Origin of the sequence: Pseudomonas sp. Irchel s3a18, assembly GCF_900187535.1 — a bacterium.
In the GTDB taxonomy this organism is placed as follows: domain Bacteria; phylum Pseudomonadota; class Gammaproteobacteria; order Pseudomonadales; family Pseudomonadaceae; genus Aquipseudomonas.
This window is the reverse complement of sequence record NZ_FYDV01000013.1, coordinates 130,067-152,717: the sequence shown is the minus strand read 5'-3', so window position 1 is coordinate 152,717 and position 22,651 is coordinate 130,067. Positions and strand designations below refer to the sequence as shown.

General features: G+C 60.8%; 21 protein-coding genes and 3 pseudogenes. 15 read left to right on the top strand and 9 right to left on the bottom strand.

Features of this window, described 5'->3' with window-relative positions; genetic code table 11:
- The first annotated feature begins 222 nt into the window (after window positions 1-222).
- A complete protein-coding gene (locus CKW29_RS18355; RefSeq protein ID WP_095145422.1) occupies window positions 223-999 on the top strand; it encodes a DUF6515 family protein in 777 nt (258 codons plus the stop codon).
- Window positions 1,000-1,038: 39 nt separating this feature from the next.
- Here CKW29_RS18355 and CKW29_RS18350 read toward each other — a convergent pair whose 3' ends face one another.
- Window positions 1,039-1,926, bottom strand: a complete 888-nt coding sequence (locus CKW29_RS18350) for a cation diffusion facilitator family transporter (RefSeq protein ID WP_095145423.1) — start codon at window positions 1,924-1,926, stop codon at window positions 1,039-1,041.
- Window positions 1,927-1,954: 28 nt separating this feature from the next.
- The gene (locus CKW29_RS18345) at window positions 1,955-2,374 is read right to left on the bottom strand and encodes a polyribonucleotide nucleotidyltransferase (RefSeq protein ID WP_095080650.1); all 420 of its coding nucleotides are present in this window, start codon (window positions 2,372-2,374) and stop codon (window positions 1,955-1,957) included.
- 109 nt (window positions 2,375-2,483) lie between these two features.
- Here CKW29_RS18345 and hrpB point away from each other — a divergent pair, with 109 nt between their 5' ends.
- The gene (gene hrpB / locus CKW29_RS18340) at window positions 2,484-5,015 is read left to right on the top strand and encodes an ATP-dependent helicase HrpB (protein ID WP_095145424.1); all 2,532 of its coding nucleotides are present in this window, start codon (window positions 2,484-2,486) and stop codon (window positions 5,013-5,015) included.
- Window positions 5,016-5,070: 55 nt separating this feature from the next.
- Here the strand turns inward: hrpB and CKW29_RS18335 are convergent.
- A pseudogene (locus tag CKW29_RS18335) lies at window positions 5,071-6,118 on the bottom strand (amino acid permease).
- Between the two features lie 335 nt (window positions 6,119-6,453).
- Between CKW29_RS18335 and CKW29_RS18330 the strand changes: the two are divergent.
- The 4 genes and pseudogenes from CKW29_RS18330 to CKW29_RS18320 all read left to right on the top strand — a co-directional run.
- Window positions 6,454-7,515 carry an alanyl-tRNA editing protein gene (locus tag CKW29_RS18330; protein ID WP_256577048.1) on the top strand — a complete coding sequence of 354 codons (1,062 nt, stop codon included), beginning with the start codon at window positions 6,454-6,456 and terminating at the stop codon, window positions 7,513-7,515.
- 25 nt (window positions 7,516-7,540) lie between these two features.
- Complete coding sequence (locus CKW29_RS18325; RefSeq protein WP_256577049.1) at window positions 7,541-8,440, top strand: hypothetical protein; 900 nt, start codon at window positions 7,541-7,543, stop codon at window positions 8,438-8,440.
- A gap of 135 nt (window positions 8,441-8,575) precedes the next feature.
- Window positions 8,576-8,704, top strand: a pseudogene (locus CKW29_RS26335) (IS3 family transposase); the annotation flags it as partial.
- Window positions 8,656-8,766, top strand: a pseudogene (locus CKW29_RS18320) (ABC transporter ATP-binding protein); the annotation flags it as partial. The pseudogenes CKW29_RS26335 and CKW29_RS18320, both read left to right, overlap by 49 nt.
- Window positions 8,767-8,773: 7 nt before the next feature.
- On the opposite strand, the gene CKW29_RS18315 reads toward CKW29_RS18320, so the two are convergent.
- Together CKW29_RS18315 and CKW29_RS18310 are read right to left on the bottom strand one after the other, a co-directional pair.
- Complete coding sequence (locus CKW29_RS18315) at window positions 8,774-9,853, bottom strand: endonuclease/exonuclease/phosphatase family protein (RefSeq protein WP_095145426.1); 1,080 nt, start codon at window positions 9,851-9,853, stop codon at window positions 8,774-8,776.
- Between the two features lie 74 nt (window positions 9,854-9,927).
- The gene (locus CKW29_RS18310) at window positions 9,928-10,602 is read right to left on the bottom strand and encodes a YciC family protein (RefSeq protein ID WP_095145427.1); all 675 of its coding nucleotides are present in this window, start codon (window positions 10,600-10,602) and stop codon (window positions 9,928-9,930) included.
- 176 nt (window positions 10,603-10,778) lie between these two features.
- On the opposite strand from CKW29_RS18310, the gene CKW29_RS18305 reads away from it, so the two are divergent.
- The 3 genes from CKW29_RS18305 (at window position 10,779) to CKW29_RS18295 (ending at window position 12,789) form a co-directional block, all read left to right on the top strand.
- Window positions 10,779-11,537, top strand: a complete 759-nt coding sequence (locus CKW29_RS18305) for a DUF2076 domain-containing protein (protein ID WP_095145428.1) — start codon at window positions 10,779-10,781, stop codon at window positions 11,535-11,537.
- A gap of 138 nt (window positions 11,538-11,675) precedes the next feature.
- Window positions 11,676-12,155, top strand: coding sequence for an NYN domain-containing protein (locus tag CKW29_RS18300; RefSeq protein ID WP_095080658.1), 480 nt, complete (start codon window positions 11,676-11,678; stop codon window positions 12,153-12,155).
- A 22-nt stretch (window positions 12,156-12,177) separates the two neighbouring features.
- The gene (locus CKW29_RS18295; RefSeq protein ID WP_095145429.1) at window positions 12,178-12,789 is read left to right on the top strand and encodes a PolC-type DNA polymerase III; all 612 of its coding nucleotides are present in this window, start codon (window positions 12,178-12,180) and stop codon (window positions 12,787-12,789) included.
- A gap of 49 nt (window positions 12,790-12,838) precedes the next feature.
- On the opposite strand, the gene CKW29_RS18290 is transcribed toward CKW29_RS18295, so the two are convergent.
- Window positions 12,839-13,291: an Lrp/AsnC family transcriptional regulator gene (locus CKW29_RS18290; protein WP_095145430.1), complete on the bottom strand. Its 453-nt coding sequence runs from the start codon at window positions 13,289-13,291 to the stop codon at window positions 12,839-12,841.
- A gap of 163 nt (window positions 13,292-13,454) precedes the next feature.
- Between CKW29_RS18290 and yedA the strand changes: the two genes are divergently transcribed.
- Together yedA and CKW29_RS18280 are read left to right on the top strand one after the other, a co-directional pair.
- Window positions 13,455-14,381, top strand: a complete 927-nt coding sequence (yedA, locus tag CKW29_RS18285) for a drug/metabolite exporter YedA (protein WP_095145431.1) — start codon at window positions 13,455-13,457, stop codon at window positions 14,379-14,381.
- 53 nt (window positions 14,382-14,434) lie between these two features.
- Window positions 14,435-15,766, top strand: a complete 1,332-nt coding sequence (locus CKW29_RS18280; protein ID WP_095145432.1) for a DEAD/DEAH box helicase — start codon at window positions 14,435-14,437, stop codon at window positions 15,764-15,766.
- A gap of 63 nt (window positions 15,767-15,829) precedes the next feature.
- Here CKW29_RS18280 and CKW29_RS18275 read toward each other — a convergent pair whose 3' ends face one another.
- Both CKW29_RS18275 and CKW29_RS18270 read right to left on the bottom strand, forming a co-directional pair.
- Window positions 15,830-17,077: a TIGR03862 family flavoprotein gene (locus CKW29_RS18275; RefSeq protein ID WP_176465319.1), complete on the bottom strand. Its 1,248-nt coding sequence runs from the start codon at window positions 17,075-17,077 to the stop codon at window positions 15,830-15,832.
- Window positions 17,078-17,263: 186 nt separating this feature from the next.
- The gene (locus CKW29_RS18270; RefSeq protein ID WP_095080665.1) at window positions 17,264-18,184 is read right to left on the bottom strand and encodes a histone deacetylase; all 921 of its coding nucleotides are present in this window, start codon (window positions 18,182-18,184) and stop codon (window positions 17,264-17,266) included.
- 79 nt (window positions 18,185-18,263) lie between these two features.
- Here CKW29_RS18270 and CKW29_RS18265 point away from each other — a divergent pair, with 79 nt between their 5' ends.
- The 3 genes from CKW29_RS18265 to CKW29_RS18255 all read left to right on the top strand — a co-directional run bounded on the left by CKW29_RS18265 (window position 18,264) and on the right by CKW29_RS18255 (window position 20,400).
- Window positions 18,264-18,833, top strand: a complete 570-nt coding sequence (locus CKW29_RS18265) for a GNAT family N-acetyltransferase (protein WP_095145434.1) — start codon at window positions 18,264-18,266, stop codon at window positions 18,831-18,833.
- A gap of 107 nt (window positions 18,834-18,940) precedes the next feature.
- Window positions 18,941-19,810, top strand: a complete 870-nt coding sequence (gene tesB, locus CKW29_RS18260; RefSeq protein ID WP_095145435.1) for an acyl-CoA thioesterase II — start codon at window positions 18,941-18,943, stop codon at window positions 19,808-19,810.
- The gene (locus CKW29_RS18255; RefSeq protein WP_095148917.1) at window positions 19,807-20,400 is read left to right on the top strand and encodes an HAD family hydrolase; all 594 of its coding nucleotides are present in this window, start codon (window positions 19,807-19,809) and stop codon (window positions 20,398-20,400) included. Before tesB ends, CKW29_RS18255 begins: the two co-directional genes overlap by 4 nt.
- 94 nt (window positions 20,401-20,494) lie before the next feature.
- Here CKW29_RS18255 and CKW29_RS18250 read toward each other — a convergent pair whose 3' ends face one another.
- Window positions 20,495-21,388 (bottom strand): neutral zinc metallopeptidase, encoded by an 894-nt coding sequence (locus CKW29_RS18250; protein ID WP_095145437.1) that lies wholly within the window; start codon window positions 21,386-21,388, stop codon window positions 20,495-20,497.
- Between the two features lie 400 nt (window positions 21,389-21,788).
- Between CKW29_RS18250 and CKW29_RS18245 the strand changes: the two genes are divergently transcribed.
- Window positions 21,789-22,565, top strand: coding sequence for an IclR family transcriptional regulator (locus CKW29_RS18245; protein ID WP_095145438.1), 777 nt, complete (start codon window positions 21,789-21,791; stop codon window positions 22,563-22,565).
- The last annotated feature ends 86 nt before the right edge of the window (window positions 22,566-22,651 follow it).

The window sequence follows — 22,651 nt, the reverse complement described above, 5'->3', positions numbered from 1 at the left end:
GCTGGGGCTTGTCTCAATACTGGAAACGATTAACCGGCTTAGCCGCATAACCTGAACCGCCGTATACGGAACCGTATGTACGGTGGTGTGAGAGGACGGCGGTTGTGAAACCGCCTCCTACTCGATCTGCGAAATCAGTCCTGCGGCTGATAACCTGTCGCCGAACCGGCCTGTGCTTTCCCAGTCTTACGTACAGGTCACCACCGCGCAGTGAGGAAGAGCATGAAGTCGCGCATCTGGCGTATGGCCGGTGTTGGAGTGATGTGTGTCAGTGTCAGCACACCCTTGCTGGCAGGTAATCAGGGGCCGACACAGCAGCCTCAGCCAAATCAACAAGGCAGTGACCAGCCCAGTCCCTCGAGCAACCTGCCGATTCAGGGGCGACCGGATGCCGTCCGCCAGACTCAGGAGCCACGTCCCGGCTACTATCAGGACATTCCACGGCGCCCTGCCGGTCATGGCAATGGCTGGGGACCGGGGCCGCATTATCGGCCGGGGCATGAGACCGATCGGTTTCCTGATCGCAACTACCGCGTGCCATACCGGGGCCAGGACTACTTCTACTCCGGTGGCTACTGGTATCGCCCGCAAGGTCAGCGTTATGTCGTGGTACGCCCGCCCTACGGGATTCGGGTGAGTGACCTGCCCGATTACGCGCGCGAAGTCTGGATCGGCGGTGCGCTGTTTTTCCTGGCCACTGGCGTCTATTACAGCTACGAGGCCCACACTGGGGAATACGTGGTGGTGCAGCCGCCGGCGGGATACCCCGAGCCACCGCCGCCATCGCTCGGCAACGGTTACGACGTGGTGGCGTACCCGGCTAACGGACAGTCGCGCCAGCAGGTCGACCAGGATGGTTATGACTGCTATCGCTGGGCCGTCGAACAAAGTGGTTTTGATCCACGGGCCATGACCTATCAGCCGGCGCCCCAGGTGGTGCAACGCTACCGCCAGGCCCAGGGTGATTGCCTGGGCTCACGGGGGTATCGGGTTGAGTAGCGGCCTCACGCTTCAAGCTTCAAGTTTGAAGTGTGCAGCTTAGAACTTACCCCCTGTTGCGACCGGATCGGCATGCACCAGGACTTCGGCTTGCGGGTAGACCGCACGAATGGCATCGGCCGCCTGGTCGCTGAGACCGTGGGCCACTGTCAGGGTCAACTCTCCCGGTAACTCCAGGTGCAGTTGCACGAACCAGTGATTGCCGGAGACCCGGGTGCGCAGGTCGTGGGCCCCGAGTACCCCGGGCACGCTGCAAGCCAGTTCGAGCATGCGCTGGCTGACGTCCGGGGGCAGTTCCTGATCCATCAGTACGGCAAAGCTTTCCCGGGCGATCTGGATGGCACTCCACAGGATGTAGGCGGCGATGGCCAGGCCGAACCAGGCATCGAGTTGATACCAGCCGAATCCGGCGAGCACCAGCGCGATCAGGATGCTGCCATTGAGTAGCATGTCCGAGCGGTAGTGCAGCGAGTCGGCCCGTACCGCATTGGAGCCGGTTTCGCGCACCACGCGTTGTTGCAGCACCAGCAATGCCGCGGTCAGCAGCAAGGAAAAGATAATCACGCCAATACTGAGCCAGGCCGCGCCAATCGGTTCAGGGTGTTTGATCCGTTCGACGGCTTGCAGTGCGATCAATACCGCACTGCCGGAAATGAACAGCGCCTGGGCCATGCCGGCCAGCGACTCGGCCTTGCCGTGTCCGTAACGGTGATCGTCGTCCGCCGGGCGCAGCGCGTAATGCACCGCCAGCAGGTTGAGCAGTGAGGTCACGCCATCGAGGGTCGAATCCGTCAGGCCGGCGAGCATGCTCACCGACCCGCTCATCCACCAGGCGATGGCTTTGGCGAGGATCAGGATGCTGGCCACGGCCACCGATGCGCGGGTGGCCAGGCGTAACAGGCGGGCGTGTTCCGTGCTGCTGGTCATAGGTGCATCGTTCCTTCGGTGCGGTGCCTCAAGCGGCGGGTTGCAGGCCGAGCATGGCCAGTTGCTGGGCGCTGCCCTTGTGCTGGATCAGGCGAGGGTCGTCCAGCGGCAGATGACGGCCCAACTCGCTTTCGAGAATAGCCTGCAACTTGATGTTATCGACCTTGCCATCGGCGTCGATGGCTTGTTGGAGTTTCTCCGGTGCCACCTGCGCGGTCTTGCCTGGCTCGAAGTAAATCGCGCCGGTGGCGAAGTCCACGGCAAAGGCGATCAGCCCCGGGATGATATAGAACAGCAGGCCCACGGCGTCGAGTGCGGCAATGGCCGGGTCGATCTTGCCTTCGATCTGGCCGCGGCGATCGGGATAGAGAATCGAACCGCATGCGGTGATCTGGGTCAGCAGGGTCGCGATCAGTACACCGCCCATCAGGCGAAAGGGAGCACGCATGGAAAATCTCCTGAGTAAACTTGAAACGAAACGTCGTCGGTCAACATTAGGACCGTGATTAACGTCAGGCAGTTCGCCGTTATACTCGCCGCTCTGTTTTGGAGCCAGCATGATTTCTTTGCCGATCGATGATGTTTTACCCGCGCTGCGTGACGCCCTGTCGACACGCCACGAAGCGGTGCTCGAAGCACCGCCCGGTGCCGGCAAGACCACCCGCGTGCCCTTGGCACTGCTGAATGAGCCGTGGCTGGCGGGGCAAACGATCCTCATGCTTGAACCGCGCCGGCTGGCGGCGCGGGCGGCGGCCGAGCGGCTGGCCAGCGAGTTGGGGGAAAAGGTCGGCGAAACGGTCGGCTATCGGATTCGCCTGGACAGCAAGGTCGGGCCGAACACCCGTATCGAAGTGGTGACCGAAGGCATTCTCACCCGACGCCTGCAGGAAGACCCGGCGCTCGAGGGCGTGGGCCTGCTGATCTTCGACGAGTACCACGAACGCAGCCTCGACGCCGACCTGGCCCTGGCCTTGAGCCTGAACGGTCGTGAGCTGTTTCGGGACGAACAGCCACTGAAGATCCTGCTGATGTCGGCGACCCTGGAAGGTGAACGCCTGGCCGGCTTGCTCAATGATGCGCCGATCCTGCGTAGCGAAGGCCGCATGTACCCGGTAACGATGCGCTGGGGCCGGCCGTTCCAGCCGGGCGAGTTCATCGAGCCGCGGCTGGTGCAGACCGTCTTGGAAGCGCTGAACGATGAAACCGGCAGCCTGTTGGTGTTCCTGCCGGGGCAAGCGGAAATCCGGCGTGTCCATCAACAGTTGGCGGATGCGCTGGGCGAGCGCTCTGAAGTGCTGCTGTGCCCGTTGCACGGTGAACTCGACCTGGCGGCGCAACGGGCGGCCATCGACCCGGCGCCACCCGGGCAGCGCAAAGTGGTGCTGGCCACCAACATCGCCGAGACCAGCCTGACCATCGACGGTGTACGTGTCGTGATCGATGCCGGCCTGGCGCGGGTGCCCCGTTTCGATCCCGGCAGCGGCATGACCCGTCTCGATACCCAGCGGATCTCCCGCGCCAGCGCGACCCAGCGTGCCGGTCGGGCGGGGCGCCTGGAACCGGGAGTGTGTTATCGCTTGTGGTCGCAGGATCAGCACGAACAACTGGCGGCCTATGCCAGCGCTGAAATTCTCTCCGCGGACCTCGCCGGCCTGGCCTTGCAGCTCGGTCGTTGGGGCGTTCTACCGGGGCAATTGGTCTGGCTCGATGCACCCCCGACGGCGGCGTATGCCCAGGCCCAGGACTTGCTCGAGCGCCTGGGGGCACTCGAGGGTACGTCGCCTGAAGACTGGAAACTGACCCGTCATGGTCAGGCCATGGCCGAACTGCCGGCCCATCCGCGCATTGCCCATTTGCTGCTGCGCGGTCAGGCGTTGGGGCTGGCGAACATGGCGTGCGACGTGGCGGCACTGCTCGGCGAACGGGATATCTTGCGCGGTGCCGGCGCCGACCTGCACAGCCGCCTGGTGCTGCTGTCCGGTGAAGAGCGTGCGGCGCGTGGCGCCCAGGGCGGCGTGCAGCGGGCGCGGCAATTGGCCCGGCAGTATCGCGGTTATCTGCGTGGCAAGGCCGAACAATCGGTCAGCGACCCGGAGCATCCGCGCTGGCTCGGCGCGTTGCTGGCGCTGGCCTATCCGGACCGGGTGGCGCAGCAGCGTCGCGCAGGGGGGGCGGAGTATCGACTGGCCAACGGTCGCGCGGCCTTGTTCGCCGAGGCCGATAGCCTGATGAAACAGCCCTGGCTGGTGATCGCCGACCTGGGCAGCCGGCAGGGGCAGCGTGAAGAACGGATTTATCTGGCCGCCGATTTTGATCCGGCGTTGTTCGATTCGGTATTGGCGGAGCAAGTGCGTTGCGTCGATCAGCTAGATTGGGATGAGCGTGAAGGCGTGTTGCGGGCCGAGCGCCAGCGCAAGGTGGGCGAACTGGTACTGAGCCGCGAACCGCTGACCGGCCTGGACGAAGCGGCTCGCAGCCAGGCGCTGATCAATCTGGTGCGCCGTAAAGGGCTGGAGCTGTTGCCGTGGACACCCGAGCTGCGTCAGTGGCAGGCGCGGGTGGCGTTGTTACGTCAGTTGGACCTCGGCAGTAAGGACCAGAGTGAATGGCCAGATGTCAGCGACGCCGCACTGCTTAAAAGCCTCGAACACTGGTTGATGCCGTATTTGGGCAAAGTCTCGCGGCTCAGTCACTTCGCCAACCTGGACTTGTCGAGCATCGTCCATAACTTGCTGCCATGGCCACTGCCACAACGCCTCGATGAACAGGCGCCACATCATCTGAGCGTGCCTTCCGGTTCGTCGATTCGCCTGGACTACAGCGAACAGCCGCCGATTCTCGCGGTGCGTTTGCAGGAATTGTTCGGCCTAGCCGAAACCCCGCGCATTGCCGGTGGCCGGCAGGTGGTCAAGCTGCATCTGTTGTCCCCGGCACGCCGGCCGGTACAGGTGACCCAGGACCTGGCGAACTTCTGGCGCAGCACCTATGCCGAAGTGAAGAAGGACCTGAAGGGGCGTTATCCCAAACACTACTGGCCGGATGACCCGCTGGTGGCCGAAGCGACGGCACGGGCCAAGCCGCGTAAATAGGGAGGTACGTGCGCGGCCTCACCCGGGCGATGGGTTCATCCGGTATTGCAATCGTTCAGGCCTCCCCGTAGAGGTCCTGCGAAACACTGCGTTTGTGCTTGATGCCATAACAAACCCACATCAGCGCAATCCACACCGCAATGGCATAGACCGAGATCCGAATGACGGGATCCATCAACATGACGCCCAATATGAATACCAGGAATGCCAGGCATACATAGTTGCCGTAGGGGTACCGCAGCGCCTTGAACAGCGGTTTCTGTCGGGTACGGTTCATGTGCTGGCGAAATTTGACGTGGGACAGGCTGATCATCGCCCAATTGATCACCAGCGTCGCAACCACCAGAGACAGCAGCACGACGAGCACGCCGATGTAGAAAATCAGAATACGGTAGATCACCTGGTTGATGGCTTTGGGGATCACGGTCCGAGGTTTTTCGGCCTCGGCAGCGGTGGAACCGAGCATCTCCAGACCGCCGAAGGACAGCATGATGATCGCCATGGACATCGCCAACCCGCCCACCCCATAGGGGAAAAAAACCGCCGTGTTGCCACAGGTTGCTCAGCGAGGCTTGTGGCCCTGCGTTACCGCTGACCAGAAGATAGCTGCCCATGGCAATCATGCCGATCACGGCCAGGACCTTGATGATGGCAAACCAGAATTCGACCTCGCCGAATATTTTGACGTTTGTCAGGTTGATTGCATTGATCAACACGAAGAAGACTGCGGCCGATACCCAGGTCGGAATCTCTGGCCATCAGTAGTGCACGTATTTGCCGACGGCTGCCAGTTCGGACATGCCAACCAGGATGTACAAGATCCAGCAGTTCCATCCCGACAGGAAGCCGGCGAACCCGCCCCAGTACTTGTGGGCGAAGTGGCTGAAAGAGCCGGCCACGGGCTCTTCAACGATCATTTCACCCAACTGCCGCATGATCATGAAGGCGATGAAACCGCAAATCGCGTAGCCAAGGATCATTGAGGGGACGGCAGACTTGAGTGCTCCCGCCGAGCCTGGGAACAGGCCGGTACCCACTGCCCCACCCAAGGCGATCAGTTGAATGTGTCGATTTTTCAGGCTGCGCTTCAGCTCGCCGCGCATTGGGTCCGCTCATGAGAAGGGGCTCACGTAAGGTTTGATGAGGAGTGTTGCAGGGTGCTTGAGGGCCTGCTCACGCAGTACCGATGAAACGCCTGCGCATGCAGCAGGCGATTGCGATTTTTCCACGGTCATACGGCCTCTGATTCATTAAATTATTTTTCATATATATCAATCGGTTGGGTTGTTTTTTGACGCGACCTTCGACGATGTTCCGTGCGCAGCCATAAAAAATCTAATGGAAGAAACATATTTCTATATGTTGAGTTTATAAATGGAGAATGGTATCTAATGCATCGCAGACTGAGATGCCGACGATTCCAGGGAAGTGAGGAGCGATGAATGTGAAGGGCAGTGATACAGAAGGGGCATTCGATTTCGTGGCCAGCGCATACGCTGATCCGGGCCGCTATTTTTCAGACGCCGCGGACGACATCCACAAACAGCTGCTGAATGACGGGGCCGTTGTCATTCGTGCCGCCGATCAGTGCAGGGACCCCGGCGTGTTTGAAAAGGCCATTGGCGCACAGGGCTTTCAGACCCGGGATTACGTCGGCGGGAGCTCTCCACGCTCGACTATTCAGGGGAAGGTCATGGAAGCCCTCGATGATTCGCAAGGGCTTCCAACGCAACTCAGTGAGACCTTACTCGAGGTAAAAATGAGCGAAACACTGCCTTTATTTCACGAAAAGCCGTATCTGAAGCAGCTGGAATGTCGAGTCGATCTGCTTGAACGCGACGACGCGGGTCTTCCTTTTGCGCTCCTTGGCGAGTCAGTTTTCTACCCGCAAGGAGGCGGACAGCTCGGAGATCGAGGCGTATTGAATATCCCGGGCCCTGGGAAGAATGAGGCACCGCGAGCGTTGGAGATTGTGTCGACCAAGAAAAGGGATGATCAGATCAGGCATTACTTGAGCGTTGACGATGAGGCGTTCACGCTGCTGAGAGAGTGCGCGATTGGCCAGCAGGCTACGGCAACGCTTGATTGGCCATTGCGATATCATCAGATGCGTCTTCATTCAGCCATGCATTTGATGCACTGCATGCTAGAGCAGACGCTTGGGCGGTCCATTCCACACCCGGTACGTTCTCCGTTGAGTGACGAGGGTGGGGAGAATCAATACGAGTTTATCGGAGAGTTCGACGAAGACAGTTTGAGGTGGGCGACGGATGCCTTGAACGAGTTTTGCTCTGCAAGTCATGAGATTCGTACGGAAGCGGATACGAGCAAAGGACATGGATTTCGTTGGTGGCAATGCGAAGATTGGTCAATTCCCTGTGGGGGAGTTCATGTGCGTAATACGCAGGAAATAGGCGTGGTAACTTCAAGTATGAAAATCAAGAAAAATACGACCAGAGTGGTTGTCACTCTGTCGGCAGAGGCTGAAGAGCTTGGATAGTAAACGAGCGTTTGGTGCGTTTCTCATGCAGTTGCGGATCGAAACGGGGCATCTGAAGATTTCAACGTTTCTCGATGAGGTCAATATTCCATTTTCGGCCAATTACTATCGTGACGTTGAGGCCGGAAGGAAATACCTGAGTATTGATGCCGCAGTGGAGTTGCATGACCATCTTGGTATCGACGCCTCAAGCAAAGTCAGTTTTGATTATTTTTGGCATTACTTCAGAGACTTGCTGCCCGCTAACGTCCACGAGATGCTGTTTGGCAAAGGTGTCGAAGTCACGGATCTTTCTTCCAGGCTTGAGCTGAGAGAGCATGATTCGAAAATTTTACGTCGGGCGCTGAGTTTAAGTCGGTATGAGCGTGAGTTCATCATCACCCAAGAGGTGATTGCAGCATTCGAAGAGAACTTTGAACTGCTGCCATTGATGACTTATCTCTATATGGTGGACAGTGCCTCCGTTGCTGAAATCCAGTTGGTGTGCCAGCAAATTGGCCTTGCCTACGATCAGCATACGGAAGCTTTCTTGAGCCTTGTCTCAAAAGAACGAACAGCACCTGAAGATCCCTTTGTTCGTCATGCACCAACGCTGAGGATGCCCAGAACAGTTGATGCATTGAGGCTAAAGGATCAGTTCCTGCGCTACGAAGTGGAACGGTCGCTGCTCAAGCCTGAAAAAAGTGAATACTTTGATGTTTCAGGTTCTTTCAAATACAGCTCGATGGTGACACTGAAAGACGCGGAAATAGAACAGATTCAGGACCGTCTTGTGGATCTTTTCTCTCTCATTGAAGTGCATAACAAGTCAGGGAGTCAGCTCGAGGACTCAGGCGCCCAACCTTATTTCTTCGGGTTAATTGTTTCTGGCCGTCCGGAGTACGACGGGCGTGCGGCCCGAACGGCCAAAAGAACCAAGAATTGAACATGTAGAAGGCGGATGTCACCGCCTTCTCTGTTCAATGATCTGCGACAGTCGACCGCTCACAGCGGCAATCCCCCCATTTCTAGTACTCGTCAGAAGTAGAATTTTCTCCTGATCGGATCAAGGAAATTTTGCGTGAAGACATCCCGTTTTTCGGACAGCCCAATCATTGCCATCCTCAAGCAAGCCGAGGCTGGAAGCCCGGTGCCAGAGCTGTGCCGATCGAACGCCCACAGACCCTGGACATGGTCATGGAACGCTCGCTCATCGACATGAAGCGCAAGATCTTCGGGTTACTGTATGACGAACTGGAGGAGGAACATTGATTGAGTCCTAAGGCGCTGCCGGCAACAGGAATCGGGCGATCACCGGCAAATGATCGGAGATGCGCAACGTATCGTCCTGTCGCACAGTTGCTTCAACCCGTTTGAGTCGCGGGCTGTAGAACAGGTAGTCGACGGTGCGGTCCGGGCCGTTGAGGCCGGGGTCGTTGGGGTAATGGGTCAGCCAGCGCGCACGATCGATGCCACTGGCTTCGTTGTTGGTCGGGATCATCGGGTATTTGTCCCACAGTCCATGCAGCGGGCTGTCGGCGGAGTAGGGCGTGCGCTGCTCGGGGGGCAGGCGCTGGAATTGCCCCAGCGGGAGGAGGTTGAAGTCGCCGCCGATCAGCCATGGCGTGCCGCGTGCCTCGTACTTGTCCAGCACCTTGGTGACCGCCGCGACCTTGGCTTGCAACGTCTCGTTCGGTTCGGTGGCGCGGTCGAGGTGCGTGTTGAGGACCGCCATTTGCCCGCCGTCGCGCAGCGGCAGGTAATTCACCAGCAAGGCATTCCTGGGCTGGAACTGGCGGCTGATGACGTTCGTCGTCGTATCAGGCAGTTGCAGGCGTTCGGCGTGTTCGATCTGGTAGCGGCTCAAGGTTGCCAGTTGCCGACCAACGCTGCCAAAGATATGCCGGTCGGGAACGAAGTCGGCCTTCCAGTCGAAGGCGTGGGTGCTGCAGGGGTAGAGGTCGGCGAGGCGTTCCTGGAGCAGCTTGAGCTGGTTCTGGTAGTCGCTGGCCTTGGCGCCGTCATCCAGTTCCTGCAGCAGCACCAGGTCTGGCTGCTCGTCGCGGATGACCCGCGCCACCTCATCGAGGCTGAAGGCCATGTCTTCCGGTGTCGGGTTTTCGTCACTGCCTTGGGCCAGGTCATTCCAGAACACATAACGTTTACCGGCCAGGTACTGAACGTTCCAGGTCATCACCTTCAAGGCCTGGCCGGGGACCAGGGTGGGCGCCGGGGCGCTGCAACTGACTTCCAGTGTTTCCTTGGCCTCGGGGCGCCAGGTCAAGCTGTAGAGCAACGCCAGCAGCAGGCAGGTGAGAGACAGCAGGCCCAACAGGGTGTAGCGCAGTAGACGGGTCATGGCTCGGCTTATGGCGTTACAAAGTTGATAGCGAGCATAACCGAGTGCAAGGCCGAACCCAAAGGGTAGAGCGGTCAGGCATTGCCTTCGGTGTTGTCAGGGGCTTCGCTGATCAGCATGAACAGGCGAAACAGCACCACGCTGGTGAACAGTTGCAGGAAACTGTGGATGCTTTCCAGGAGCAGCGCAATGGCCGGATTCTGTGGCTCCGGATAAATCGACAGGCTGGCGCCCTTGAGCAGCCACAAGGGGCCCATCACGCAGAGAATGCACACCAGGATCCGCAGGAAATTGCCGCGTGCCAGGCGCATGCTTTCGCGGATGGCGGCCAGTGGTTGCATATTGCGCAGCACCAGCAGGTATTCGGCAAACGCCAGCATCACCATCAGCCAGATGCCTGGCAGGAAATACAGCGACAGCCCGATCAGAATCAGCAGCGTGTTGACCGCTGTCAGCAAGGCAAAGCGCGGCCACAGGCTGGCCGACGCCGCCAACAGGTCGCGAGTGCGCGGCGATTCGCCACGGCTGCGTGCATCGAGAAACAGGATCAGAGCGGCGGTGTAGAGCGGATACACCAGCAGCCCGACCATCACGCTGTAGCCGGGAAAGGCTTGCGGCCCCTGCGAGTGATCGACCAGTTGCTGCAGCAGGGCTTCGAACACCACCAGGGGCAAGCACAGCGGCACGATCCGGCCCAGATTGCGCTGGAAGAAATAGAAGGAGTCGCGGAGTACGTCTAACGGATTCATCGGTCGCGTTCGCAGGTTGCACAATATGCAGACACTGTAACCGATGCGACTGGCACCTGAACAAAGGTAAACGTTCGGTAAAGCGCATTGAAAGCGCCGGCAACAACCCCATTACGGATGAGCACCTTTTCCATCAGGAGAAGAGCACTGATTTCCCGGCAATCTATGAGGTCGCCATGAACAGCGAAGAACAAACCCTGATCGATGGACTGTTTTCCCGGTTGCAGCAGGCCGAAACGGACGGCGCGTTGCGTGATGCCGAGGCCGAGGCACGGATCAAGGAGCACCTGGGGCGCCAGCCGACGGCGGGTTATTTCATGACCCAGGCGATCCTGGTGCAGGAGGCCGCGCTCAACAGCCTCAATGAACAAAACAAACAACTGGCCCAGCAGGTTCAGCAATTGCAGGCCCAATTGCAGCAAGCCAAGGGGCAGGTGGCTGCACCGGCAGCGACCGGCGGCTTCTTGTCGAGCATCTTCGGCGGTGCCCGTGATGCCCGGCCGGCCCCAGCCCAAGGCTCGTCCGCATTCAGCTGCAATGGATGGCGTGAGCCGGGGCGACCTTCGTCCGATACGCCGTCGCCAGCGCCACGCTTCGGTGGCTCGCAACAGCCCTATGCGGCCCCTGCGCAACAGGCTCCCGCCGCCAGCAGCTTTCTCGGCGGCGCCTTGAAAACCGCAGCGGGCGTGGCTGGTGGCGTGATGCTGGCGCAGGGCATCAGCAGCCTGTTTCACAGCAACTCGCAGCCCCAGGAAGTGGTCGAAGTCATCAAGGAGGAACCGGCCCAGGTCAACGACGACAGCAACAGCGGCTGGGGCGACGACTCGCGCGTGGCGGGCAACGCTAACGACGGCAACGACCAGGGTGGTTTTGCCGATACCGACTACGGCGATGACAGCTCATCGCTGTTTGGCGACGACGATTCTTTCGTCTGAGACGCCATTCGTCCGGGGCGCGCTGGCGCCCCGGACTGATTATTCGCTGAACGTTCGTTCCGGCTGGCATACTGGGCGACTTTTCGGGCCTTGGGTCTGATCAATCGCCTGCGCTTGTGTGCGCCAAGAGGATGTGCGGTGAAGAAGATCGCAGTGTTCGCCGATGTCCAGAACCTCTACTACACCGTGCGCCAGGCTTACGGCTGTCATTTCAACTATGCCGCCCTGTGGGCTGACATCAGCAAGCAGGGGCAAATCGTCGAGGCCTATGCCTACGCCATTGACCGCGGCGACAGCAAGCAGCAGCAGTTTCAGCAGATCCTGCGCAACCTCGGTTTCACCGTGAAGCTCAAACCCTACATCCAGCGCAGCGATGGCTCGGCCAAGGGCGACTGGGACGTGGGCATCACCCTCGATATCATGGACGCCGCCGATCACGTCGACGAAGTGGTACTGGCGTCGGGGGACGGTGATTTCGACATGCTGCTGGAGCGCATCATCAACAAGCACGGGGTAGAAGCCGTTGCCTACGGTGTGCCCGGGCTCACGGCCAACTCGCTGATTCGCGCGGCCACACGCTACGTGCCGATCGAAGGCGCGTTGCTGCTTAAAAACTGATTATTGAACGCAAGGAACAGGTTTGGAACGCATAGCCGTCATCGACTTTGAAACCACCGGGATCACCCCGAGCAGCAGCTGCCGGGCCACGGAAATTGCTGTGGTGATACTTGAACAGGGGCGCATTGTCGAGCGTTACCAAAGCCTGATGAACGCGGGCGTGCGGGTCCCGGCGTTTATCGAACAGTTGACCGGCATCAGCAATGCCATGCTGCGCACCGCGCCCAGTGCCGAACAGGTGATGAATGAGGTCAACGAATTCGTGGGCACCACACCACTGTTGGCGCACAACGCTGCGTTCGACCAGAAATTCTGGGACTTTGAGCTGGGGCGGATCAAGCGCACCCGCTTGCAGAACTTCGCCTGCTCGCTGCTACTGGCCCGGCGCCTGATGCCGACGGCACCGAACCACAAGCTCGGCACCTTGACCACTTTTGCTCGACTGCCCCACACCGGCCAGGCTCACCGGGCCATGGCCGACGCGGAAATGGCGGCCAACCTCGCCACGTATCTGGAGCAAGAGTTGCTGCAGAAGTATGGCGTGCGCGAGTTGTCCCATGATTTTCTGCGCAGTTTGCAGAAAGTCCCGGCGGCGAAAATCGACGAACACCTCAAGCGGCATCGCGGGCTCTAGCGGCAAACACGTCCACCGTGGGGCGAGCAGGCGCGCGCTCACGCGTGATCTATTTCCCGTTCCCCTCCAATTGCCCTAGCGGCACCCGCTTCTCGATGGCGCTGGACAACACAATCGAAGTCTTGCTGAACCCGAACGTGGCCACGCGGTTGATCAGCGCCTCCAGCTCCTGCATCGAACCCACGGCGGCTTGCATGATCACGCAGGGGTCACCCGTCACCCGGTGGCACTCGGTCAGCTGCGGGATTTTGATCAGATCATCGTAGGCTTTCTGGTTGCCGTGTTGGTTCAGGCGCAGTTCGATGACGCACTGGATAGGCAGCCCGAGCTTGGCCATGTCGACTTTTGCCGCGTAGCCGGTAATCACCCCGCAGGCTTCGAGCTTGGCCACGCGTTCGGCCACGGCCGGGGCGGACAGGTTTACTTTGCGCGCCAGCTCGGCGTAGGACGCACGACCGTTTTCCAACAGGGCGCTGAGCAACATGCGGTCGAATTTGTCCATTGTGCGGGTTCCTGAACATGACTGACTTTCGAAAGTACGGGTTACAGCGAAAATCTCCGTGCTTTTAAAAGTGTACTGGCCCGATAAACAGGTTTTGTAACTTATTTTCCAGTGTTGGCCTTTCTAGAATAGCTGCTCACATTGACCTGTCTTCGAGCTGACCATGCCTGGCCTACGTCGCTTTCCCTTACCGTTGATCGCCGCCTTTTTCGCGTTGTATGTGATTTGGGGGTCGACCTACCTGGTGATCCGCATCGGCGTGGAGTACTGGCCGCCGCTGCTGCTGGCCGGTATCCGCTTCGTGATCGCCGGGACATTGATGTACGCCTTCCTGCGCTGGAGAGGGGCGCCGGCACCGACCTGGGCGCAATGGAAAGCCGCCGGGATCATCGGGATTCTGCTGCTCAGCTGTGGCAATGGCGCGGTCAGCGTGGCCGAGCACATGGGCGTGGCCTCCGGGGTGGCGGCGTTGGCGGTGGCGACGGTACCGCTGTTTACCTTGCTCTGTGGCTATTTCTGGGGCGCACGTAATACCCGTCTCGAATGGGCCGGGATTGTGCTTGGCCTGATTGGCATTGCCATGCTCAACCTGGGGTCCAATCTGCAATCGAGTCCGTTGGGCGCGGCGCTGCTGATTTTCGCCGCAGCGACCTGGGCGTTCGGCTCGGTGTGGAGCAGACATTTGCCCTTGCCCCAGGGCGCAATGGCCAGCGCCGTAGAAATGCTGGTCGGTGGCGTGGTGTTGCTGATTGGCAGCGCGATTAGTGGTGAACGCCTGGAGAGCCTGCCGCCGATCGAAGGCTGGGCGGCGCTGGCTTACCTGACCGTGTTCGGTTCGATCATCGCCTTCAACGCCTACATGTACCTGTTGAAACACGTGCGGCCGGCGGCGGCCACCAGTTATGCCTACGTCAACCCGGCCGTGGCGGTGTTGCTGGGGATCGTGTTCGTCGGCGAGACCATCGGTATCGAGGAAGCGCTGGCCATGCTGGTGATCATCAGCGCCGTGGTGTTGATCGGCTTGCCGCAGTGGCGCCGGGGTGCCGATCGACCCGCCGCTGTCACGCCGACAGAATCCCGTGTGAATTAGGGTAAACTGCGCGCCATTGCATACCCGCGCTGATTTATTCCTACGGTACTCCCATGACTTTCGCCACTCTTGGCCTGATCGAACCCTTGCTGCGCGCCCTTGAGACGCTCGGCTACCAGACCCCGACCCCGGTGCAGGCGCAAGCCGTCCCGGCAGTGCTGGCCGGTCGCGACCTGATGGCCGCGGCCCAGACCGGCACCGGCAAGACCGCCGGTTTCGCCGTGCCGCTGTTGCAGTTGCTGGCCATGGAAGGGCCGAAAGTCACCAGCAACTCGGTGCGTGCGCTGATCCTGGTGCCGACCCGCGAGTTGGCCGAACAGGTCCATGAAAGCGTGCGCCAGTACGCCGAGCACCTGCCGTTGAGCACCTACGCGGTGTATGGCGGCGTCAGCATCAACCCGCAAATGATGAAGCTGCGCAAAGGCGTCGACCTGCTGGTGGCCACGCCGGGTCGCCTGCTGGACCTGTTCCGCCAGAACGCACTGAAGTTCAATCAGCTGCAAACCCTGGTGCTGGACGAAGCCGACCGCATGCTCGACCTGGGCTTTTCCGAAGAACTGGCGAACATTTACAAGGCGCTGCCGAAAAAGCGCCAGACCCTGCTGTTCTCCGCCACCTTCTCGGACCAGATCCGCCTGCTGGCCGGACAAATGCTCAACGATCCGCTGAGCATCGAAGTCAGCCCGCGCAACGTCGCCGCCAACACCGTCAAGCAATGGGTGGTGACGGTCGACAAGAAGCGCAAGCCGGAGCTGTTCGTTCACTTGATGCGCAAGAACAAGTGGAAGCAGGTGCTGGTGTTCGCCAAGACCCGTAATGGCGTGGACGCACTGGTGGAGAAGCTTCAGGGCCTGGGCGTGAATGCCGACGGTATTCACGGCGACAAGCCACAAGCCACTCGCCAACGTGCACTTGATCGTTTCAAGGCCAGTGAAATCCAGATACTGGTGGCCACTGATGTGGCTGCCCGTGGACTGGATATCGAAGACTTGCCGCTGGTGGTCAACTTCGACTTGCCGATCGTCGCCGAGGACTACATCCACCGTATCGGTCGTACCGGTCGTGCGGGTTCCACCGGCGAGGCCATTTCGCTGGTGTGCGCCGATGAGGTGAACCTGCTGTCGGCCATCGAGATGCTGACCCGTCAGGCCTTGACCCGCCACATGGAGCAGGACTTCGAACCGGAGCATCGGGTGCCGGACACCGACGCTAGCGGTCAGGTGATCAAAAAGCCGAAAAAGCCGAAGAAACCCAAGGCTTCGGGTGGCGGCAAACGCAACCTGGGCAAATGGGTGGACAGTGGCGAGACAGTGGCCGATGTGCCCGTCAAGCCGGTACGCAAGGTGCCGGTGTTCAACACCGGGCCGCGCAAGCGTAAGCCTTGAAAGCAGCGACAAGCGGCAAGTTTCAAGCTGCAAGAAAGGAGCAGGTCATGCGCCTGCTCTAGCTTATAGCTTGCCGCCGCTCCTCAGCCATTCGACCATCCCCATCCCCGCCGCGCGGCCACTGGCGAAGCAGGCTGTCAGTAGATAGCCGCCCGTCGGCGCTTCCCAGTCGAGCATTTCCCCGGCACAGAACACGCCGGGCAGTTGCTTGAGCATCAGCTGTTCATTCATGGCCTCGAAGGTCACGCCGCCGGCGCTGCTGATGGCCTCATCCAGCGGCCGGGTTCTGACCAGTGTCAGTGGCAGGGCCTTGATGGCATTGGCCAGTGCCAGCGGGTCGGCGAAGCATTCGGCGGCGGTCAGCTCACGCAGCAGTGCCGCCTTGACGCCGTCCAGACCCAGTTGGCTGTGCAAGTGCTTGGCCATGGAGCGTGAGCCGCGAGGCTTGTTCAATGCGGCCTGGATTTTATCCACAGGCCGGCCCGGCAGCAGGTCGAGGTGAACAGTGGCGCAAGCGTATTGATTGATGGCCTCGCGAATCGGTGCCGACAGTGCATAGATCAGGCTGCCTTCAATGCCGGTGGCGGTGATCACGCATTCCCCGAGTCGCGGCGTGTCGTCGTTCAAGCCCATGGCGATATTTTTCAGCGGCGCGCCGGCGAATTTGCTGACCATCAGCTCGCTCCAGGCGGTCACTTCGAACCCGCAATTGCTCGGCTGTAGCGGCGTCAGGTCGATACCTTGTTGTTCCAGCGCGAGCATCCATGCACCGTCCGAGCCTAGGCGCGACCAACTGCCGCCACCCAGTGCCAGCAACAGGGCATCGGCGTTGATCGTTTTCTCGCCGTCGGGGCTGTCGATGCGCAGGCTGCCATCGGCGTTCCAGCCCAGCCAGCGGTGGCGGGTGTGGATCGCCACGCCAGCATCACGCAAGCGTTTGAGCCAGGCACGCAACAGTGGGGCGGCTTTCATGTCCGTGGGAAACACGCGGCCAGAGCTGCCGACGAACGTGTCGATGCCCAGCCCGTGAATCCATTCACACAGCGCGGGCGCACCGAACTCACGCAGCAACGGCGCGATGTGCGGGGCGCGCTCGGCGTAACGCGAAAGGAACGCCGGGTAGGCTTCGGAGTGAGTGATGTTCATGCCACCGACACCGGCCAGCAGGAACTTGCGGCCCACCGAGGGCATGCCGTCGTAGAGGTCTACCTTGACGCCCGCCTGGCTCAATACCTCGGCGGCCATCAGGCCGGCAGGGCCGCCGCCGATGATGGCGACGTGATGAGGGCGGTTGGCGGAAGGCTGGGTCATGGCGTGCGCTGCGGTTCGGCGAAAGAGGGCCGGCATTCTATCAGCACCGCAATGTCATCGTCGTGGCGGCAGCTGATCAAAAAACACTCAGTGCCTTGCAGGCTATATAGGCTGTGGCCTGTAGGGACTTTCGCTCAGGTTATCCACAGGCCGTTACACAGACATTGTGGGTAAAGCATCCACAACTCAATGACAACCTGATGACTGCCAGACCCGTTGTGCACTGTGGTGCAGGATCCCGTGGCGTCGCGCCAGGGCTTGTCGATCCTTGCTGTAACCGCCGCCGATCACACCCATCACGGGAATATCCCGCCCCAGGCAATGGCGCAGTACGCTTTCATCACGTGCCGCGACGCCGGTATCGGTCAGTTTCAGGTAGCCCAGTGCATCGTCCTTGTGCACATCGACACCGGCGTCATACAGCACCAGGTCCGGCTGGTAGAGCGGCAGTAGGTAATTGAGCGCGTCATCCACCACCTTCAGATAGTCCGCATCGCCCATGCCCATGGGCAACGGAATGTCCCAGTCGCTTTTGGCCTTGCGTGCCGGAAAGTTCTTTTCGCAGTGCAGGGAAACCGTCACCGCATCCGGGGTATGTTCGAGAATCCGTGCAGTACCATCGCCCTGATGCACGTCGCAGTCAAAAATCAGCACCCGACCGACCCGGCCGCTTTCCAGCAGGTAATGGCTGATCACGGCCAGGTCATTGAAGATGCAGAAACCGGCGGGGTGATCGTAATGGGCGTGATGGGTGCCGCCGGCCAGATGGCAGGCCAATCCGTGTTCCAGTGCCTGCTCGGCGGCCAGCAATGAACCGCCGACCGCCCGCACGGTGCGCCGGGCCAGCGCTTCGTTCCAGGGCAGGCCGAGGCGCCGCTGGTCTTCGCGGGACAACTCGCCACCCATATAGCGTTCTATATAGGCAGGGTCGTGGGCCAGGGCGAGGATCTCGGGTGGGCAGATGTCGGGGCGCAGCAAGTGCCGGTCCTGGGTCAGGCCACTTTCTACCAGGTGATCGCGCAGCAACCGGAACTTGTCCATGGGGAAGCGGTGTTCCGCCGGGAATTCGGGGCTGTAGTCTTCGTGGTAGATCAGCGGTAGCGACATGGCAACTTCAGGGCGTGAATGAGTGAAGGATCCTACCAGCGATGTAGACTTGTTTGCAGGGAAACGGAAGGGGGGAAAGATGGAGCCGATACTGCAACTGGAGAGTGCGCGACTGTTGATGCGCCAGTGGCGCGACGACGATTTGCCGGCATTCGCGGCAATGTGTGCCGATCCGCAGGTCATGCGCTATTTCCCGGCACCCTTGAGCCGGCTGGAAAGTGCGGCATTGATCGGGCGAATCCGTGGGCATTTCGCTGAGCATGGTTTCGGTTTGTGGGCGCTGGAGCGCAAGGACACGGGGGCGTTCATCGGGTTTACCGGTTTAGGCGTGGTCGGGTTCGAGGCCTCCTTCACCCCCGCGACCGAAATCGGCTGGCGCCTGGCGCGCGAGCATTGGGGCCTGGGCTACGCCAGTGAGGCGGCCTGGACCGCTCTGCGTTGCGGCTTTGACCGGTTGCCCCTGGACGAAGTGGTGGCCTTTACCACTGAGACCAATTTGCCGTCGCAGAAAGTCATGCAGGCCATTGGCATGCAGCACGACCCGGCGGGGGATTTCGAGCACCCCAGGCTGGAGCCCGATCATCCGTTGCGCCGCCACGTGCTGTACCGCATCAGTCGCGAGCAATGGTTGGAAACCTTGCATGGCTAAGCTGGCCGGGATGTTTACAATGTGTCCATCAGTTGGCCCGGGCCAACGTCTGAATTGACCGACGCAGCCAAGACTGCGCGGCATTGCTCTGTGTGAGGAGAGTCTGAATGAGCCATGTGTTGGATGATCTGGTCGACTTGCTGACCCTGGAGCCGATCGAAGAAAACCTGTTTCGCGGTCGTAGCCAGGACCTGGGGTTTCGTCAGCTGTTCGGCGGCCAGGTGCTGGGCCAGTCCCTTTCCGCGGCCAGCCAGACGGTCGAGGAGGCACGTCACGTGCATTCGCTGCACGGCTATTTTCTGCGCCCGGGCGATGCCGGACTGCCGGTGGTCTACCAGGTGGACCGGGTGCGTGATGGCGGCAGTTTCAGCACGCGCCGCGTGACCGCCATTCAGAAAGGCAACCCGATCTTCACCTGCAGTGCATCGTTCCAGTACGACGAAGAAGGCTTCGATCACCAGACCGCAATGCCACAGGTGGTGGGTCCGGAAAACCTGCCCTCGGAACTGGAAATCACCCAGCAGCGCGCGCACCTGATCCCGGAGCACATGCGCGAGAAACTGTTGTGCCCCAAGCCGATCGAGGTGCGCCCGGTCACGGAAAAAGACCCGTACAACCCGCAAGCGGCCGACCCGATCAAATATGTCTGGTTCCGCGCCGATGGCACCTTGGCCGACTCGCCGGCCCTGCACAAGTATCTGCTGGCCTACGCCTCGGACTTCGGATTGCTGACCACGTCGATGTTGCCGCATGGCAAGTCGGTCTGGCAGAAAGACATGCAGGTCGCCAGCCTGGATCACGCCCTGTGGTTCCACGCCGACCTGCGCGCCGATGACTGGCTGCTCTATGCCATGGACAGCCCATGGGCCGGCAACTCGCGTGGTTTCTCCCGTGGCAGCGTGTACAACCGCGCGGGCAAGCTGGTGGCGTCGGTGACCCAGGAAGGCCTGATTCGTCATCGCAAGGATTGGGCATGAGCCTGTCCCGCGTGCAGCACTGGGTGTTCGACATGGACGGCACCCTGACGGTTGCCGTGCATGACTTTGCAGCGATTCGCCAGGCCCTGGCGATTCCTGCCGACCACGACATCCTCACCCACCTCGCCGCGCTGCCGGCCGATGAGGCGGCTGCCAAGCATGCCTGGTTGCTGGAACACGAGCGGGATCTGGCGCAGGGCTCAAAACCGGCCCCCGGGGCGGTTGAGCTGGTGCGGGAACTGGCAGGGCGCGGTTATCGCCTGGGGATCCTGACACGTAATGCGCGGGAACTGGCCCATGTCACGCTGGAGGCGATTGGCCTGGCTGACTGCTTTGCCGCCGAGGACGTACTGGGCCGTGACGAGGCCCCGCCAAAGCCCCATCCCGGTGGCTTGCTGAAGCTGGCCGAGGCCTGGGATGTCGCACCGAGCGAGATGGTGATGGTGGGGGACTACCGTTTCGATCTGGATTGCGGTCGCGCCGCGGGCACGCGAACGGTGCTGGTGAATCTGCCGGACAATCCGTGGCCCGAGTTGACGGACTGGCATGCGTCCGATTGTGTGGCGTTGCGGCAGATGCTGTTCGCCTGAGGGACTACGCCCTCCAGCACGACGTTGTTTACCCGCAAAACAACCCCGGCGACCCATCGGGCGAGGAAGGTTTCCTCGCCCCGGGTGTATGCCGTCAGAGGCTCTTCGAGGCGAAGGTGTCGCATTGGCCAATCTGGCCTTGGGCGAAACCGATCTTGAACCAGCGAACCCGCTGCGCTGAGGATCCATGGGTGAAGGAGTCGGGCACGACGCGGCCCTGACCCTGCTGCTGCAAGCGGTCGTCACCGATGGCGTTGGCGGCGTTCAGGGCTTCTTCGATATCCCCGGGTTCCAGCCAGTTCAAGCGTTGTTGGGCATTGTGAGCCCAGACCCCCGCCAGGCAGTCGGCCTGCAACTCCTGACGGACCAGCAAGCCACCGTCGCCCTCCATGCGCTGACCCTGCTGGCGAGCCGCCTGGATCTTGGCGGAAACGCCGAGCAGGGTTTGTACGTGGTGACCGACTTCGTGGGCGATGACATACGCCTGGGCAAAATCCCCGGCGGCGTTAAAACGCTGAGACATCTCCTGGAAGAAACTCATGTCCAGATACACCCGCTGATCGGCCGGGCAATAGAACGGACCGGTCGCCGATGACGCGCCACCGCAGGCCGAGTTGACCCGGCCGCTGAACAGCATCAGTTTGGGCGCCGCATATTGACGCCCGGCCTGCTGAAAGATCTGGCCCCAGGTGTCCTCAGTGTCGCCGAGGATCCGCGCCACGAACTCTGCCTGTTCGTCATTGGCCGGCGGCGTCTTGCGGGTTTGCGTGGTGGCCGGGGCCGACTGCTGATCCATCTGTCCGGTCAGTTGGCCAAGAATCTGCAGCGGATCCTGCCCGGTGATCCAGCCGATACCCACGATCAACAGGATGGCCGTCAGGCTCAACCCCTTGCCGCCGCCAAAACGCATCCCACCGCCGCCACCGCCAGCATCCTCTGCGCGTGAATCGACCACGTTGTCACTGCGGCGGCCTTTTTTCCATAGCATGTGGGAATCCTCTGTTTGAGCGTGGTGATGAGTGTTGATGCTGAGTGGGGTAGACGCCAGTCCGGTCGTCAGACGAAAGGCATATGCTACTCGACGACTGACGTTGTCGGGCTACAGTTGCGTGGCGCTGAGAGTCTTACCCGTGGTGTAGTGGTTTGTCGTGTGCTTGAGAGCGTCTTTAACGTTGTCGCTGGGGCGGGTTTTGTTCCATCGCGTGTTGACGTTCCTTGTAGGTTGAGGGGCATTCATTGCCTTCTGCATGGAAACCAGTTGTGGCGAAGGGTAGGGGTACAAATGTGTAAAAGCGCGTTAAGCGTTTATGGCGCACATGTCCGGTTCCAGATTTCGCATTCATCCACTTGTCTTTTAGAATCGGCCAAATGTCCTTTGGAACCCGACCATGGCCGGCAGTCAGATCGAACGTGTATTCAGTGTCCTGGAAAGCCTCACCGGTGAGCCGCGAGGCCTGCCGATGCAGGCGCTGGCCGAGCAACTGGGGATTCCGAAAAGCGCCACTCACCGTTTGCTCGCCGAACTGATTCGCCTGGGGTACGTGCGGCAGAACCCGGATAACCTGCGCTATCAGCTATCGACCCGGCTGGTTGCCATGGGCTTTCGCTACCTGACGTGCAGCGGCGCGGACATCGTGCAGCCGGTGCTGGATCGCCTGGCCCAGGAAACTGGCGAGCTGGTGCGCCTGGGTGTGATCGAAGGCGAGCGCCAGACCTGGATTGCCAAGTCGCAGGGTGCGCGCTCCGGCTTGCGTTATGACCCGGACATGGGGCGCGAGGCGCCGTTGTCCTGCACCGCGTCGGGGCATGCGTGGCTGGCCTGCCTGAGCGATGCCGAGGCCTTGTCGCTGGTGGAGCGTCAAGCCTCGGCCGTCGTGCAGGAGCCTGGACCGAATGCCCCTCGTTCCAGCATCGAACTGCTCGAGCGCCTGCGTCTGGCGCGCGAGCACGGTTATGCCTGGGTCCAGGAAAGCTCGGCGGTCGGCACATCGGCCATTGCCGCGGTGGTGCGCCATCCATTGAATGGGCGGGTTGTCGGTGTGCTCAGTGTGGCCGGGCCAAGCGCGCGACTGACTGAGCCCCGCCTGCACCAACTGGCGCCGCTGTTGTTGCAGTTCTCTGAAGAACTGTCGGTCGCCAGTCAGGCGTCGGAGCTGTTCAACTGAGCCATTACAGGCCGTAGCGAGCGTTAAAAATACTCACCCTCTAAAGCGGTGCGCTGTTCGAACACTATCGGCGTAAGCGTGTGTGA

Excerpts from the sequence above, each read along its gene's own strand:
- CKW29_RS18350 (WP_095145423.1), bottom strand. The coding sequence starts at position 1,926 with ATGACCAGCAGCACGGAACACGCCCGCCTGTTACGCCTGGCCACCCGC.
- CKW29_RS18245 (WP_095145438.1), top strand. The coding sequence starts at position 21,789 with ATGGCCGGCAGTCAGATCGAACGTGTATTCAGTGTCCTGGAAAGCCTC.
- CKW29_RS18255 (WP_095148917.1), top strand. The coding sequence starts at position 19,807 with ATGAGCCTGTCCCGCGTGCAGCACTGGGTGTTCGACATGGACGGCACC.
- CKW29_RS18290 (WP_095145430.1), bottom strand. The coding sequence starts at position 13,291 with ATGGACAAATTCGACCGCATGTTGCTCAGCGCCCTGTTGGAAAACGGT.
- yedA (WP_095145431.1), top strand. The coding sequence starts at position 13,455 with ATGCCTGGCCTACGTCGCTTTCCCTTACCGTTGATCGCCGCCTTTTTC.
- CKW29_RS18280 (WP_095145432.1), top strand. The coding sequence starts at position 14,435 with ATGACTTTCGCCACTCTTGGCCTGATCGAACCCTTGCTGCGCGCCCTT.
- hrpB (WP_095145424.1), top strand. The coding sequence starts at position 2,484 with ATGATTTCTTTGCCGATCGATGATGTTTTACCCGCGCTGCGTGACGCC.
- CKW29_RS18270 (WP_095080665.1), bottom strand. The coding sequence starts at position 18,184 with ATGTCGCTACCGCTGATCTACCACGAAGACTACAGCCCCGAATTCCCG.
- CKW29_RS18355 (WP_095145422.1), top strand. The coding sequence starts at position 223 with ATGAAGTCGCGCATCTGGCGTATGGCCGGTGTTGGAGTGATGTGTGTC.
- tesB (WP_095145435.1), top strand. The coding sequence starts at position 18,941 with ATGAGCCATGTGTTGGATGATCTGGTCGACTTGCTGACCCTGGAGCCG.
- CKW29_RS18325 (WP_256577049.1), top strand. The coding sequence starts at position 7,541 with ATGCAGTTGCGGATCGAAACGGGGCATCTGAAGATTTCAACGTTTCTC.
- CKW29_RS18330 (WP_256577048.1), top strand. The coding sequence starts at position 6,454 with ATGAATGTGAAGGGCAGTGATACAGAAGGGGCATTCGATTTCGTGGCC.
- CKW29_RS18250 (WP_095145437.1), bottom strand. The coding sequence starts at position 21,388 with ATGCTATGGAAAAAAGGCCGCCGCAGTGACAACGTGGTCGATTCACGC.
- CKW29_RS18315 (WP_095145426.1), bottom strand. The coding sequence starts at position 9,853 with ATGACCCGTCTACTGCGCTACACCCTGTTGGGCCTGCTGTCTCTCACC.
- CKW29_RS18275 (WP_176465319.1), bottom strand. The coding sequence starts at position 17,077 with ATGACCCAGCCTTCCGCCAACCGCCCTCATCACGTCGCCATCATCGGC.
- CKW29_RS18265 (WP_095145434.1), top strand. The coding sequence starts at position 18,264 with ATGGAGCCGATACTGCAACTGGAGAGTGCGCGACTGTTGATGCGCCAG.
- CKW29_RS18345 (WP_095080650.1), bottom strand. The coding sequence starts at position 2,374 with ATGCGTGCTCCCTTTCGCCTGATGGGCGGTGTACTGATCGCGACCCTG.
- CKW29_RS18310 (WP_095145427.1), bottom strand. The coding sequence starts at position 10,602 with ATGAATCCGTTAGACGTACTCCGCGACTCCTTCTATTTCTTCCAGCGC.
- CKW29_RS18305 (WP_095145428.1), top strand. The coding sequence starts at position 10,779 with ATGAACAGCGAAGAACAAACCCTGATCGATGGACTGTTTTCCCGGTTG.